This window comes from Streptomyces xanthii, assembly GCF_014621695.1.
In the GTDB taxonomy this organism is placed as follows: domain Bacteria; phylum Actinomycetota; class Actinomycetes; order Streptomycetales; family Streptomycetaceae; genus Streptomyces; species Streptomyces xanthii.
On record NZ_CP061281.1, the window covers coordinates 4,373,533 to 4,386,777 of the forward strand.

General features: G+C 67.4%; 10 protein-coding genes and 2 rRNA genes. 10 read left to right on the plus strand and 2 right to left on the minus strand.

Annotated elements, in window-relative coordinates:
- Positions 1-104: 104 nt before the first annotated feature.
- The 10 genes from IAG42_RS19905 (at position 105) to IAG42_RS19950 (ending at position 10,502) form a co-directional block, all read left to right on the plus strand.
- Positions 105-3,227: ribosomal RNA gene (locus tag IAG42_RS19905) — 23S ribosomal RNA — on the plus strand.
- Between the two features lie 88 nt (positions 3,228-3,315).
- Positions 3,316-3,432: ribosomal RNA gene (gene rrf / locus IAG42_RS19910) — 5S ribosomal RNA — on the plus strand.
- A 74-nt stretch (positions 3,433-3,506) separates the two neighbouring features.
- Positions 3,507-4,172 carry an HAD family hydrolase gene (locus IAG42_RS19915; RefSeq protein ID WP_188338320.1) on the plus strand — a complete coding sequence of 222 codons (666 nt, stop codon included), beginning with the start codon at positions 3,507-3,509 and terminating at the stop codon, positions 4,170-4,172.
- 78 nt (positions 4,173-4,250) lie between these two features.
- Positions 4,251-5,486 carry an MFS transporter gene (locus IAG42_RS19920; RefSeq protein WP_188338321.1) on the plus strand — a complete coding sequence of 412 codons (1,236 nt, stop codon included), beginning with the start codon at positions 4,251-4,253 and terminating at the stop codon, positions 5,484-5,486.
- Entirely contained in the window at positions 5,437-6,612 is a 1,176-nt protein-coding gene (locus IAG42_RS19925; protein ID WP_188338322.1) for an acetoin utilization protein AcuC, read from the plus strand. Before IAG42_RS19920 ends, IAG42_RS19925 begins: the two co-directional genes overlap by 50 nt.
- A gap of 108 nt (positions 6,613-6,720) precedes the next feature.
- On the plus strand, positions 6,721-7,536 hold the full coding sequence (locus tag IAG42_RS19930; protein ID WP_188338323.1) for a phosphatase: 816 nt from the start codon (positions 6,721-6,723) through the stop codon (positions 7,534-7,536).
- Between the two features lie 130 nt (positions 7,537-7,666).
- Complete coding sequence (locus tag IAG42_RS19935; RefSeq protein ID WP_188338324.1) at positions 7,667-7,879, plus strand: helix-turn-helix domain-containing protein; 213 nt, start codon at positions 7,667-7,669, stop codon at positions 7,877-7,879.
- Positions 7,880-8,061: 182 nt separating this feature from the next.
- Entirely contained in the window at positions 8,062-8,160 is a 99-nt protein-coding gene (locus IAG42_RS19940) for a 30S ribosomal protein bS22 (protein WP_003948845.1), read from the plus strand.
- Positions 8,161-8,370: 210 nt separating this feature from the next.
- Positions 8,371-9,438 carry an NAD-dependent epimerase/dehydratase family protein gene (locus IAG42_RS19945; RefSeq protein WP_188338325.1) on the plus strand — a complete coding sequence of 356 codons (1,068 nt, stop codon included), beginning with the start codon at positions 8,371-8,373 and terminating at the stop codon, positions 9,436-9,438.
- Positions 9,439-9,452: 14 nt separating this feature from the next.
- Entirely contained in the window at positions 9,453-10,502 is a 1,050-nt protein-coding gene (locus tag IAG42_RS19950) for a lysophospholipid acyltransferase family protein (RefSeq protein WP_188338326.1), read from the plus strand.
- A 233-nt stretch (positions 10,503-10,735) separates the two neighbouring features.
- Here IAG42_RS19950 and IAG42_RS19955 read toward each other — a convergent pair whose 3' ends face one another.
- Complete coding sequence (locus tag IAG42_RS19955) at positions 10,736-11,956, minus strand: DUF5667 domain-containing protein (RefSeq protein WP_188338327.1); 1,221 nt, start codon at positions 11,954-11,956, stop codon at positions 10,736-10,738.
- A 280-nt stretch (positions 11,957-12,236) separates the two neighbouring features.
- Positions 12,237-13,040 (minus strand): ECF subfamily RNA polymerase sigma factor, BldN family, encoded by an 804-nt coding sequence (locus IAG42_RS19960; protein WP_188338328.1) that lies wholly within the window; start codon positions 13,038-13,040, stop codon positions 12,237-12,239.
- Positions 13,041-13,245: the final 205 nt, after the last annotated feature.

Consider the following 13,245-nt stretch of genomic DNA (forward strand, 5'->3'; position numbering starts at 1 on the left):
AAGGTCGCCTTCAGTGCCGGCCCCAGTGCACTCGAATCTACTGGTTCGGGGTGATGGGTGGTTGGTCGTTGTTTGAGAACTGCACAGTGGACGCGAGCATCTGTGGCCAAGTTTTTAAGGGCGCACGGTGGATGCCTTGGCACCAGGAACCGATGAAGGACGTGGGAGGCCACGATAGTCCCCGGGGAGTCGTCAACCAGGCTTTGATCCGGGGGTTTCCGAATGGGGAAACCCGGCAGTCGTCATGGGCTGTCACCCACTGCTGAACACATAGGCAGTGTGGAGGGAACGCGGGGAAGTGAAACATCTCAGTACCCGCAGGAAGAGAAAACAACCGTGATTCCGGGAGTAGTGGCGAGCGAAACTGGATGAGGCCAAACCTCAAACGTGTGAGACCCGGCAGGGGTTGCGTTTGGGGGGTTGTGGGATCTCTCTTCCACGGTCTGCCGGCCGTGGGACGAGTCAGAAACCGTTGATGTAGGCGAAGGACATGCGAAAGGTCCGGCGTAGAGGGTAAGACCCCCGTAGTCGAAACATTAGCGGCTCGTTTGAGAGACACCCAAGTAGCACGGGGCCCGAGAAATCCCGTGTGAATCTGGCGGGACCACCCGTTAAGCCTAAATATTCCCTGGTGACCGATAGCGGATAGTACCGTGAGGGAATGGTGAAAAGTACCGCGGGAGCGGAGTGAAATAGTACCTGAAACCGTGTGCCTACAAGCCGTGGGAGCGTCGGAATCAAGCTTGCTTGGTTCTCGTGACTGCGTGCCTTTTGAAGAATGAGCCTGCGAGTTTGCGGTGTGTTGCGAGGTTAACCCGTGTGGGGAAGCCGTAGCGAAAGCGAGTCCGAACAGGGCGACTTTAGTAGCACGCTCAAGACCCGAAGCGGAGTGATCTAGCCATGGGCAGGTTGAAGCGGAGGTAAGACTTCGTGGAGGACCGAACCCACCAGGGTTGAAAACCTGGGGGATGACCTGTGGTTAGGGGTGAAAGGCCAATCAAACTCCGTGATAGCTGGTTCTCCCCGAAATGCATTTAGGTGCAGCGTCGTGTGTTTCTTGCCGGAGGTAGAGCACTGGATAGGCGATGGGCCCTACCGGGTTACTGACCTTAGCCAAACTCCGAATGCCGGTAAGTGAGAGCACGGCAGTGAGACTGTGGGGGATAAGCTCCATGGTCGAGAGGGAAACAGCCCAGAGCATCGACTAAGGCCCCTAAGCGTACGCTAAGTGGGAAAGGATGTGGAGTCGCAGAGACAACCAGGAGGTTGGCTTAGAAGCAGCCACCCTTGAAAGAGTGCGTAATAGCTCACTGGTCTAGTGATTCCGCGCCGACAATGTAGCGGGGCTCAAGCGTACCGCCGAAGTCGTGTCATTGCAGCAATAGGGCCAACGCCCGCTGTGATGGGTAGGGGAGCGTCGTGTGCCGGGTGAAGCAGCACCGGAAGGTAGTTGTGGACGGTTCACGAGTGAGAATGCAGGCATGAGTAGCGATACAAACGTGAGAAACGTTTGCGCCGATTGACTAAGGGTTCCTGGGTCAAGCTGATCTGCCCAGGGTAAGTCGGGACCTAAGGCGAGGCCGACAGGCGTAGTCGATGGATAACCGGTTGATATTCCGGTACCCGCTGTGAAGCGTCAAACATCGAGCATCGTGATGCTAAGGCCGTGAAACCGCCGTCCTCGTCTTTGACGTGGTTCGGAGTGGTGGAGCCGCCGGCCCAAGCGGTTAGTAGGTGAGTGATGGGGTGACGCAGGAAGGTAGTCCATCCCGGGCGGTGGTTGTCCCGGGGTAAGGGTGTAGGACGTCAGGTAGGTAAATCCGCCTGGCACATAGTCTGAGACCTGATGCCGAGCCGATTGTGGTGAAGTGGATGATCCTATGCTGTCGAGAAAAGCCTCTAGCGAGTTTCATGGCGGCCCGTACCCTAAACCGACTCAGGTGGTCAGGTAGAGAATACCGAGGCGTTCGGGTGAACTATGGTTAAGGAACTCGGCAAAATGCCCCCGTAACTTCGGGAGAAGGGGGCCATTCCTGGTGATGAGTCTTGCACTCTGAGCTGGGGGTGGCCGCAGAGACCAGCGAGAAGCGACTGTTTACTAAAAACACAGGTCCGTGCGAAGCCGTAAGGCGATGTATACGGACTGACGCCTGCCCGGTGCTGGAACGTTAAGGGGACCGGTTAGTCAGGATTCGTCCTGGCGAAGCTGAGAACTTAAGCGCCAGTAAACGGCGGTGGTAACTATAACCATCCTAAGGTAGCGAAATTCCTTGTCGGGTAAGTTCCGACCTGCACGAATGGCGTAACGACTTCTCGACTGTCTCAACCATAGGCCCGGTGAAATTGCACTACGAGTAAAGATGCTCGTTTCGCGCAGAAGGACGGAAAGACCCCGGGACCTTTACTACAGTTTGATATTGGTGTTCGGTTCGGCTTGTGTAGGATAGGTGGGAGACTTTGAAGCGGCCACGCCAGTGGTTGTGGAGTCGTCGTTGAAATACCACTCTGGTCGTGCTGGATGTCTAACCTCGGTCCGTGATCCGGATCAGGGACAGTGTCTGATGGGTAGTTTAACTGGGGCGGTTGCCTCCCAAAGGGTAACGGAGGCGCCCAAAGGTTCCCTCAGCCTGGTTGGTAATCAGGTGTTGAGTGTAAGTGCACAAGGGAGCTTGACTGTGAGACCGACGGGTCGAGCAGGGACGAAAGTCGGGACTAGTGATCCGGCGGTGGCTTGTGGAAGCGCCGTCGCTCAACGGATAAAAGGTACCCCGGGGATAACAGGCTGATCTTCCCCAAGAGTCCATATCGACGGGATGGTTTGGCACCTCGATGTCGGCTCGTCGCATCCTGGGGCTGGAGTCGGTCCCAAGGGTTGGGCTGTTCGCCCATTAAAGCGGTACGCGAGCTGGGTTTAGAACGTCGTGAGACAGTTCGGTCCCTATCCTCTGTGCGCGCAGGAATATTGAGAAGGGCTGTCCCTAGTACGAGAGGACCGGGACGGACGAACCTCTGGTGTGCCAGTTGTTCTGCCAAGGGCATGGCTGGTTGGCTACGTTCGGGAGGGATAACCGCTGAAAGCATCTAAGCGGGAAGCCTGCTTCGAGATGAGTATTCCCACCCACTTGATGGGGTAAGGCTCCCAGTAGACGACTGGGTTGATAGGCCAGATCTGGAAGCACCGCAAGGTGTGGAGGTGACTGGTACTAATAGGCCGAGGGCTTGTCCTCAGTTGCTCGCGTCCACTGTGTTGGTTCTGAAACCACGAACGACCGTCGTAGTCATAGGCCACGACTCCGGTTGTCAGTTTCATAGTGTTTCGGTGGTCATAGCGTGAGGGAAACGCCCGGTTACATTCCGAACCCGGAAGCTAAGCCTCACAGCGCCGATGGTACTGCAGGGGGGACCCTGTGGGAGAGTAGGACGCCGCCGAACAAATTTTGAAGAAAACCCCGGACCGGGACACGGTCCGGGGTTTTCTGCGTTTACGGGGAGTTTGAGGAGGCTTTATGCGCTACGAGTTGGTCATCTTCGACAACGACGGTGTTCTCGTCGACAGTGAGGTCCTTTCCAACACCCTTCTGGCCGGCTACCTCACCGAGCTGGGGCATCCGACCACGCTCGAGGAGTCGATCCGCGACTACATGGGCGCCGCGATGCACCGCGTCCACGACCTCGTGTTCGAGCGGAGCGGGCAGCGGTTGCCGGAGGACTTCGACGAGGTCTTCCACGCACGGGTCTTCGCCGCGTTCGAGCGGGAGCTCCAGGCCGTCGACGGCGTCGTCGAGGTGCTGGAGAAGCTGAGCGCCGACGGGGTGGCGTACTGCGTCGGCTCGTCCGGGAGCCATGAGCGGATCCGGGTCGGGCACCGGAAGACCGGGCTGGACCGGTGGTTCGGCGCGGGTGAGGGTGCGGGGCGCGTCTTCAGTGCGCAGGACGTGGGGCGCGGCAAGCCCGCCCCGGACCTCTTCCTGTACGCCGCGCAGCGGATGGGCGTGGCACCCGAGCGGTGCGTGGTTGTCGAGGACAGTCCGCTCGGGGTGCGGGCGGCGCGGGCGGCCGGGATGGACGTCTACGGGTTCACGGCGATGACTCCGGCCGAGCGGCTGGAGGGCGCTGACGGGCTCTTCTCCGACATGCGGGAACTGCCCGTACTGCTGGCTGAGAAAAGTTGAACATCGCTCAGGTAACGGTCGTCTCATGCTTTGCCGAACCGTCTACCCACCAGTAAGAACCGGCTCTACTGTGCCGCCATGACGGACGGCATAGGTGGGGTCACGAGTGTGCTGCGCTGGGGGCGGAAGTCCCTCGCGTTGAGCTTTTTCGCGCAGGGTGCCGCGTTCGCGGTGCTGGTCACGAGGATCCCCGCGCTCCAGGACCAGTACGGCATCTCGGACGGGCTGCTGCCCGTGTTCCTGGCCGCCGTGCCGATTCTCGCGGGTGTGGGCAGCGTGGGGACCGAGCAGCTCGTGAAGAGGGTGCGGCCGAGCCAGGTGCTGCGGTGGTCGCAGCCCGTCCTGCTGCTGGCGCTGCTCGGCGTCGGGGCCGGCGACGCGATGTGGCAGGTGGCCGTCGCCCTGGGCGTCTTCGGGCTGTCCGTGGGTGCGCTGGACGCCTCGATGAACATGCTCGGGGTGAGCCTCCAGCGGGCGTACGGGCGGAGCATCATGCTCGGGTTCCATGCCGCGTACAGCCTGGGCGGGATCGTGGGGGCCTCGCTCGCCTGGGCGGGGGCGCACTGGGACCTGTCGCTGTTCCTGTCGTACCTGCCCGTGGTCGCCGTCGCGCTGCCGCTGTGTCTGCTGGGCAGCCGCTGGTACGTGGACGGGGCCGCCGGGGCGGAGGCGGCGGCGGTCGGCGGGAAGGACAGCGGCATCGTCTTCAAGATGCTGCTGCCGCTGTGCCTGGTGATGTCGTTCGCGTACATCGGTGACTCGACGGTCTCCAACTGGAGCGCCAAGTACCTCCAGGACGTGCTGGGCAGCTCGGAGCAGCTGTCGACCGTTCCGTACAACGTCTACATGGTGATGACGCTGGTCGGGCGGGCCGTCGGCGATGTGGGGGTGCGGCGGTTCGGGCCGGTGACGGTGGTGCGGTTCGGGGCGGTCGTCGCGGCCGGTGGGTTCGGTGTCGTGGCCGCGGCGCCAGGGGCCTGGGTGGGCATGCTGGGGTTCACGCTGCTCGGGCTCGGGCTGTGTGTGATCGTGCCGCAGACGTTCGCGGCGGCGGGACGTCTGTTCCCGAACGCGTCGGACGCGGCGATCGCACGGCTGAACATCTTCAACTACGTGGGCTTCCTGGTGGGTTCGCCGCTGGTCGGGGCGCTGGGTGACGCGTGGAGCTATCGGGGCGCCATGCTCGTACCGATGGTGCTGGTGCTCGTGACGCTCGTGTACGCCCCTTCGTTCGGGCGGGGGACGGACCGATACGGTGGCGGGCATGAGCGGCCGCGCGCAGTTGATGTGGGACCCGGCGGTAGCGGGGTATGACTTCGGCACCGGGCATCCGATGGACCCGGTGCGGCTCGAGCTGACCCGGGGGCTGGTGAGTGCGTTCGGGCTGGACCGGGAGGTCGAGGTCGTCGCCGCCAAGCGGGCGGGGGACTCGACGCTGCGGCTCGTGCACCGCGAGGACTACGTGGAGGCGGTGAAGGCCGCTTCCGCGGATCCCGAGGCCGCCGACCAGGCGTACGGGCTGGGGACCGTGGACGATCCGGCGTTCGCCGGGATGCACGAGGTGTCCGCGCTGATCGCGGGGCAGTCGGTGGGCGCGGCGGAGGCCGTGTGGCGGGGGGACGCGCTGCACGCGGTGAACTTCGCCGGCGGGCTGCATCACGCGATGCCGGGGGCCGCGTCCGGGTTCTGCGTCTACAACGACGCGGCGCTGGCGATCGCCCGGCTTCTGGAGCTGGGGGCGGAGCGGGTCGCGTACGTGGATGTGGACGTGCACCACGGGGACGGGGTGCAGGCCGCGTTCTGGGAGGACCCGAGGGTCCTGACGATCTCGCTGCACGAGCATCCGCGCACCCTGTTCCCGCAGACCGGCTGGCCGGAGGAGACCGGGGCGGACGGGGCCGCGGAGGGCTCGGCGGTGAACGTGGCGCTGCCGGCCGGGACCGGGGACGCCGGCTGGCTGCGGGCCTTCCACGCCGTGGTGCCGGAGCTGCTCGCCGAGTTCCGGCCCCAGGTCCTGGTGACGCAGCACGGGGCGGACACGCACTTCGAGGATCCGCTGGCGCATCTCGCGGTGTCGCTGGACGCGCAGCGGGCCGTGCAGGTGGCCTGTCACGAGCTGGCGCACCAGCACGCGGACGGTCGGTGGGTCGCGCTCGGCGGTGGCGGGTACGCGGTCGTGGACGTGGTGCCGCGGTCGTGGACGCATCTGGTGGGCATCGCGGCCGGTCGGGAGATCGCGCCCGAGACGGTGATCCCGGACGGGTGGCGGCAGGACGCGTACGCGCGGACCCGCCAGCTGGCGCCGCAGCGGATGACGGACGGGCGGTGGCCGGTCTCGTACCGGGAGTGGGAGGCCGGGTACGACCCCGCGGACCGGCTGGACCAGGCGATCCTGGCGACGCGGAAGGCGGCCTTCCCGCTGCGGGGTCTGCTGCCGTAGCGTGCGCCCCGGCGCGCGCCGTGCCGATTGCTCCGGCTGTTACTCCGACTGTGCGGTGTTCGGGCGTTCACGGGGCGGCCAGCGGCCCGATGGGCCAGCATTTCCCGGGTGTTGAGCACCGGCGCCCTGCGTGCGCATCTGTTGGCGGCACGGCTCGCGGGGCCCGTGGCGACCTCGCGCGAGGTCAGCCTGCGCAGTTATCGGCTGTTCGCGGCGCGGGACCCCCGGGTGCTGCTCGGGCTGGATCCCGAGTGGGCGTGGGGGCCGCGGGAGCTGCTGGCGCTGATGGCGGACCGGTGCGGGGTGTCGGCGGACCCGGGGCAGGTGTCGGGGTGCGACGTCATCGATCCGGAGCGGACGCTGCTCGCGCTCGACGCGTTCGCGGACCGGCTGGGGCGGGCGGCCGAGGCGCGCGTTCCGGTGCTGTTCGGTACGGGGCATCCGCACCGTTTGCTCGGTTTCTACGCCGCGCTTGCGGACGCTCTGTCGGCGGCCGGCTGTCCTGTCCTCACTCCGGCGCAGGGTCGCCGTGTCGACATAACGACCCGGTTCGGTCTACGCACGTACAACCTGGACTACGTACGGGGCGTCGCGCTGGTGCGCGAACCCGGCGCGCGGCCGCCGGGTGGTGAGACCGGCGCGCACACGCATTCGCCGCTCCCGGTTCGGACGGTGCTCGGGGCGCTCGCCGAGGCCGGGGCGCCGCTGCCGGGGCTCGTGGTCGGGGATCACGGCTGGGTCTGCGGCGCAGGTCAGTTGGGGTTCGAGGCGATCGGCCTGGCGGACACGGACGATCCGGCGCTGTTCGTGGGGGAGGCGGAGGGGCAGGTGTCCGTCGTCGTTCCGCTTGATGACGGCGTGCGGTCCGTCTACTACCGCCCACTCACGCGCTATGTACTCAATCGAGCGTGTCTGTCACAGTAGGCCGCCTGATCGCTGCTCCTCTTCCCCACTCGCATCACCCGCCCCTACATTGGGGAGTGAGCACGCAACGACGTTGAGTCACCGGAAGGGGAAGCCGGTGGCCGTCGAGTGCGGAAGGTTCAGGTGTGACATGGCTGCTGGTGAGAGTAGGCCTCTGAACGAGGTGCAGTTTTTGACCGTGGCGGAAGTGGCCGCGGTCATGCGAGTGTCCAAGATGACCGTGTACCGGCTGGTGCACAGCGGTCATCTGCCCGCGATCCGCGTGGGGCGGAGCTTCCGTGTCCCGGAGCAAGCGGTTCACGAGTACCTCCGCGAGTCCTATGTGGGGGTGGAAACGGCCTGACGGGTGCGCTCCGGGAGGGCCGCGGGCGATCCCCCGGCGGACCCGGAGACCCCTCGATTTCAAGCTCGGCACTCGGGCGGGGTAGGCTAGCCCCTCGTAGGTCGTGTGGGCCCCAATTAGCCCCGCACCGAGTGATTGTCCCTGCAGTGCAGGGGTTGTCCGAGAAGTGAGCGAGGGTAATCGTGGGCTCTGTTATCAAGAAGCGGCGCAAGCGGATGGCGAAGAAGAAGCACCGCAAGCTGCTGAAGCGCACCCGCGTGCAGCGTCGTAACAAGAAGTAAGCGACTGCTGCGACAAGCGCGCACTGTGGCCCTTTCACCGATCGGTGGAGGGGCCACAGCGCGTTCCGGGGGCCTTCGTCGTCCGCCGTACTGTGGATGTGGTCACTTCCTGCATCGCCAGGTCATCACAGCGCAACATCGAGGCGCTAACGTGACCCGCAGGCCATGCCCGTGGGGCGCGGCGGGCCGGACGGAAGGTAGGCGCTGATCTTGGGCAAGGTCGTGCTCGTGACCGGGGTGGCCCGGCAGCTGGGTGGCCGTTTCGTGCGGCGGATCCAGCGGGACCCCGAGGTGGACCGGGTGATCGGGGTGGACGCCGTGCCGCCCGCGCACCATCTGGGCGGGGCCGACTTCCTGCAGGCCGACATCCGCCAGCCCGCGATCGCCCGGGTGCTCGCCGAGCACTCCGTGGACACGGTCGTGCATCTGGACGTGACGGGGACGGCCCTGGTCGCCGGGGGCCGCGGCGCGGTCAAGGAGACCAACGTCATCGGGACGATGCAGCTCCTCGGCGCGTGCCAGAAGGCGCCCAGCGTCCGGCGGCTCGTCGTGAAGTCCAGTACGAACGTGTACGGGTCCGCGCCGCGCGACCCGGCCGTGTTCACCGAGACGACGCCGCCCAAGTCGCTGCCGAGCGGTGGCTTCGCGAAGGACGCGGTGGAGGTCGAGGGGTATGTGCGCGGGTTCGCCCGGCGCCGGCCCGACGTCGCCGTGTGCGTGCTGCGCTTCGCCAACATCCTGGGGCCGACGGCCGATTCGCCGCTCGCCGAGTATCTGTCGCTGCCGGTCATGCCGACCGTGTTCGGCTACGACCCGCGGCTGCAGTTCGTGCACGAGGACGACGTCATCGAGGTGCTGCGGATCGCCTCGCACGAGCCGGCCCGGGGCACGCTCAACAGCGGGACGTTCAATGTCGCCGGGGACGGGGTGCTGCTCCTCTCCCAGTGCTCGCGGCGGCTCGGGCGGCCGACCGTGCCGGTGCTGCTGCCGGCGGTGAACTGGGTGGGCGGCGCCCTGCGCACGCTCGGGGTCACGGACTTCTCGCCGGAGCAGATCCGGCTCCTGACACACGGTCGGGTCGTGTCCACGGTGCAGATGCGCGAGACACTGGGGTACCGGCCGAGGTACACGACGGCGGAGACGTTCGAGGACTTCGTCCGCAGCCGGGGTCCCGGGCTGCTGCCGCCACGGGCCCTGGCCGGGGCCGTGGACAGGATCGCGGCGCTGCCCCTGCTCGGCGGCACGCCAGGTCACCCCCCGACGCACAGCGCCAACTGAGGAGCGCAGGAACGATGGCGGACGCCAAGGTCATTCCGTTCGACGACGACCGGTCGCGAGGGGCCGCCGGCAAGGGGGCGGCAGCGCGCCGCAGGGGGCCCGGCGGTGGCCGGCGCCGGGGTGAGCCCGCGGCGGTGGCCGAGGTGCAGCCCCTGCCCGTGCCCGAGCCCGCGCGGCCCGAGCCGGAGCAGGCCGCCGATTCCGAGCCCGCGCGCACGCCCCGGAGCGGGCTGGAGCGGCGGATCGCGGGCGGCCTGTCCTTCCTGCGCCGCCGGATCACCGGGGACTACGAGGTCGACGAGTTCGGCTACGACCAGGAGCTCACCGACCAGGTCCTGATGTCGCTGCTGCGGCCGGTCGCGGAGAAGTACTTCCGCGTCGAGGTGAAGGGCGTGGAGAACATCCCGAAGGAGGGCGGCGCACTGATCGTCGCCAATCATTCGGGGACGTTGCCGCTGGACGGCCTGATGATGCAGGTCGCCGTCCACGACCACCATCCGGCCAACCGGCACCTGCGGCTGCTCGCGGCGGACCTCGTGTTCATGCTGCCGGTGGTCAACGAGCTGGCCCGCAAGGCCGGGCACACGCTGGCCTGCGCCGAGGACGCGCAGCGGCTCCTGGAGTCCGGCGAGCTGGTCGGCGTCATGCCCGAGGGCTTCAAGGGGATCGGCAAGCCGTTCAGCGAGCGCTACAAGCTGCAGCGCTTCGGCCGGGGCGGCTTCGTGTCGACGGCCCTGCGTGCGGGCACCCCGATCGTGCCGTGCTCGATCGTCGGGGCGGAGGAGATCTACCCGATGATCGGCAACGCGAAGACTCTGGCGCGGGTCCTCGGGTTCCCGTACTTCCCGATCACGCCGACGTTCCCGTGGCTGGGTCCGCTGGGCGCGGTGCCGTTGCCGACGAAGTGGACGATCCAGTTCGGCGAGCCGATCCCGACGGACGGGTACCCGCCGGAGGCGGCGGAGGACCCGATGCTGATGTTCAACCTGACCGACCAGGTCCGCGAACAGATCCAGCACACGCTCTACAAGCTGCTGGTGCAGCGGCGGTCGGTGTTTTTCTGAGGGTGCGGGCGGCCGGCTGCGGGAGTGAGCACTACGGGTGCCCGGCCGGGGCCGGCGGACGGAGTCCGGCGCAGGCGGCCGAAGCCCGCGGAGCGGTGCGAGGGCGGCACGAGGGAGGGGCCAAGCTGCTGGTGCAGCGGCGGTCGGTGTTTTTCTGAGGCGGGGTTTCTGAGGGGTGCAGGCATGAGGAAGGGCCCGGGGCACTACCCCGGGCCCTTCCTCTTCCGCGGGTGCTAGTTCGCGTCCTCGCCCTCGATGCCCAGGCCGGGCAGGATGCCGGGGAGCAGCGGGGGCAGGGTGACGTCCGGCTGGGCCGGGGCCGTGCTGCCGGAGCCGGAGCGGCCGTCGGTCGGGGACGTGGACGGCTTGTCCTCCGGCGGGTCGAGGAGACCGCCCGCGGCGCCGCCGAGCAGACCGTCGTCCTCCTTGCCGGTGCCCGAGCTGGACGGCTTCGGCTTCGTCGACGAACCGGCGCTGTGCTCCGGGCTCGACGAACCGGACGGCGTCGAGGAATCCGTGCCCGAAGCGCCCGGCGCCGTGGCGCCGTCCCGCGCCGGGTCGGAGGAGCCGCCCCGGTCCGGGGTCCGCGGCAGCAGCGAGCGCAGCGGACCGACCTCTTCGTCTATGGCGGCGAAGACCGAGCTCACCTCGTCCCGTACGTCGCCGAGCTGGACCGGGAGCTTGCCGCTGAGGGCCGTCCAGGTCTTGCGGTGCGACTCGGTGAACGAGGACAGGGCCTGGATCGGACCGAGCGAGCCGTCCCGCTTGTACGCCTCGCTCAGCAGGCGGTGGCCCTCCGAGGCGTCGTAGCGCATGCCGGACAGGGCACGGCGGACCTCGCCGACGGACTCGTGGTCGAGCTGACCGGTGCGGCCGCCGCGGTCCATCAGCCGGCGCGCCTCGCTGAGCCGGGTGGAGGCCTGGTCCAGGTAGATCTGCCCGCGGTCGGAGTCGCTGTCGGCCATGCCGAGCTTGACGTCCTCCATGCCGCGCTTCAGCCCGTAGAGCGAGTCACCGGGCAGCGCGTCGGAGCTGGCCGCGGCCACTCCGCTGAACGCGCCCGCGGCCACCCCGACCGTGAGGCCGCCCGCGGCGATGCCCTTGGACAGGCGCGAGCGGGGACGGAGCTTGCCGAGCGGGGTCGCCCGGTGGGCACCCTTGCTCTTGCGCTGCTCGGGTACGGCCGGATTCGCGCCCTCCTTGAACATGGCCTCCATGGCGGCCACGAGCTGGGCCCGCTGCACCACCTTGACCTCGGGGTCGAGCTCCGGCCTGGGCAGGTCGCCCAGACCCTCGGCCAGGGACAGCAGCCTGTCCTGTCCGCTCTCTGCCTGGTCGCTGTGCTGAGCCGCCGGCTCCGCCGGCTGCCGCGCCGCCGGGTCCCGGTCGGACTGCTCCTCCAGGGCCTGGGCGAAGGCGTTCGCCCGCCGGTGTGCCGATACGTTCGCGATCACTGGCGGCACCTCCTCTCGTCATGACGGTCGACTCCCATGTCGACTCCCCAGGGGGTCCTGAGGGTTGCACGGCCGCGCCGGCGTGCACCCGATCGAGTGAGTGCGGCCGGTCCGGACGTGACCACAGGGAGCCTGCATCCCGGACAACGAGCGGCGCGGCACTTGGGTTACGCGCGAAAGATGATCCGACCGCGATCCCATCCGGCTTTCACAGAAGGTGAGTTGAGGGTCGCCTTCCGTGACGGCCGGTGGGGTGATCCGGGGTGATCCGGGGGGTGAATCAGCGCGCGTCGTCGGGGAGGAGCCGGGCCAGCGTGCGGACGGCCCGGTATTGGAGGGTCTTGATCGCGCCCTCGTTCTTGCCCATCACGCGCGCGGTCTCGGCGACGGACAGGCCTTGCAGGAAGCGCAGCGTGACGCACTCCTGCTGCTGCGGGTTGAGCCGGCGCACGGCGTCGAGCAGGGCCGCGTTGGAGAGGGACTCCAGGACGGAGTCCTCGGGGCTGCGCTCCACCTCGTTGGCGTCGAGCATCTCGCCGGTGGTGACCTCGAGGCGGAAGCGGCTGGACTTGAAGTGGTCGGCGACCAGGTTCCGCGCGATCGTCACGAGCCAGGCGCCGAAGTCTCGGCCCTGCCAGGTGAAGGTGCCGATGCGGCGCAGGGCGCGCAGGAAGGTCTCGCTGGTCAGGTCCTCGGCCGTCGCCTTTCCGCCGACGCGGTAGTAGATGTAGCGGTAGACGGTGTCGCTGTACTGGTCGTACAGCCGGCCGAAGGCGTCGGCCTCACCGGCCTGTGCGCGCTCGACCAGATCCATCATGCGGGCGCTGTCACTGTCCGCGGCGGGCCGGCGGGCGGTGGACGTACCCGAGGCGCCGGCGGCTCCGGAGCGCGCTCGTCTGCCGGCCGTGGCCGCTCCGGTGTTGGCCAGGGCGAAGCACGGACCGGTGGGACCGGTCGCTGCGGGGGCGGCGACGGCAAGGGCGGGGACGGCGTACGCGGTGGGGACGAAGCCGCGCAAGCGGTCTACGACCGTTGCGCGCAGCGTAGCCAGGCCCGAGGCGTCAACCCCGACGTGTGGGTACACGGGACTCCCAGAGGCAGAGCTTCCATCACGTGCAGTGCGGGACCGTTCACCCGTCGTGCTGACGTGTGGGTACCGAAATGCGTCTGAGGAGAATAACGCTTCGTGCAGGGAGCGCTACACCCAGTTGCTCAAATCACCGGTTCCGTCACTTCTGCAGCTGTTCGGAGGTGGTTCAAGTACCGGAGAGTGATCAGTTGTTGATCGA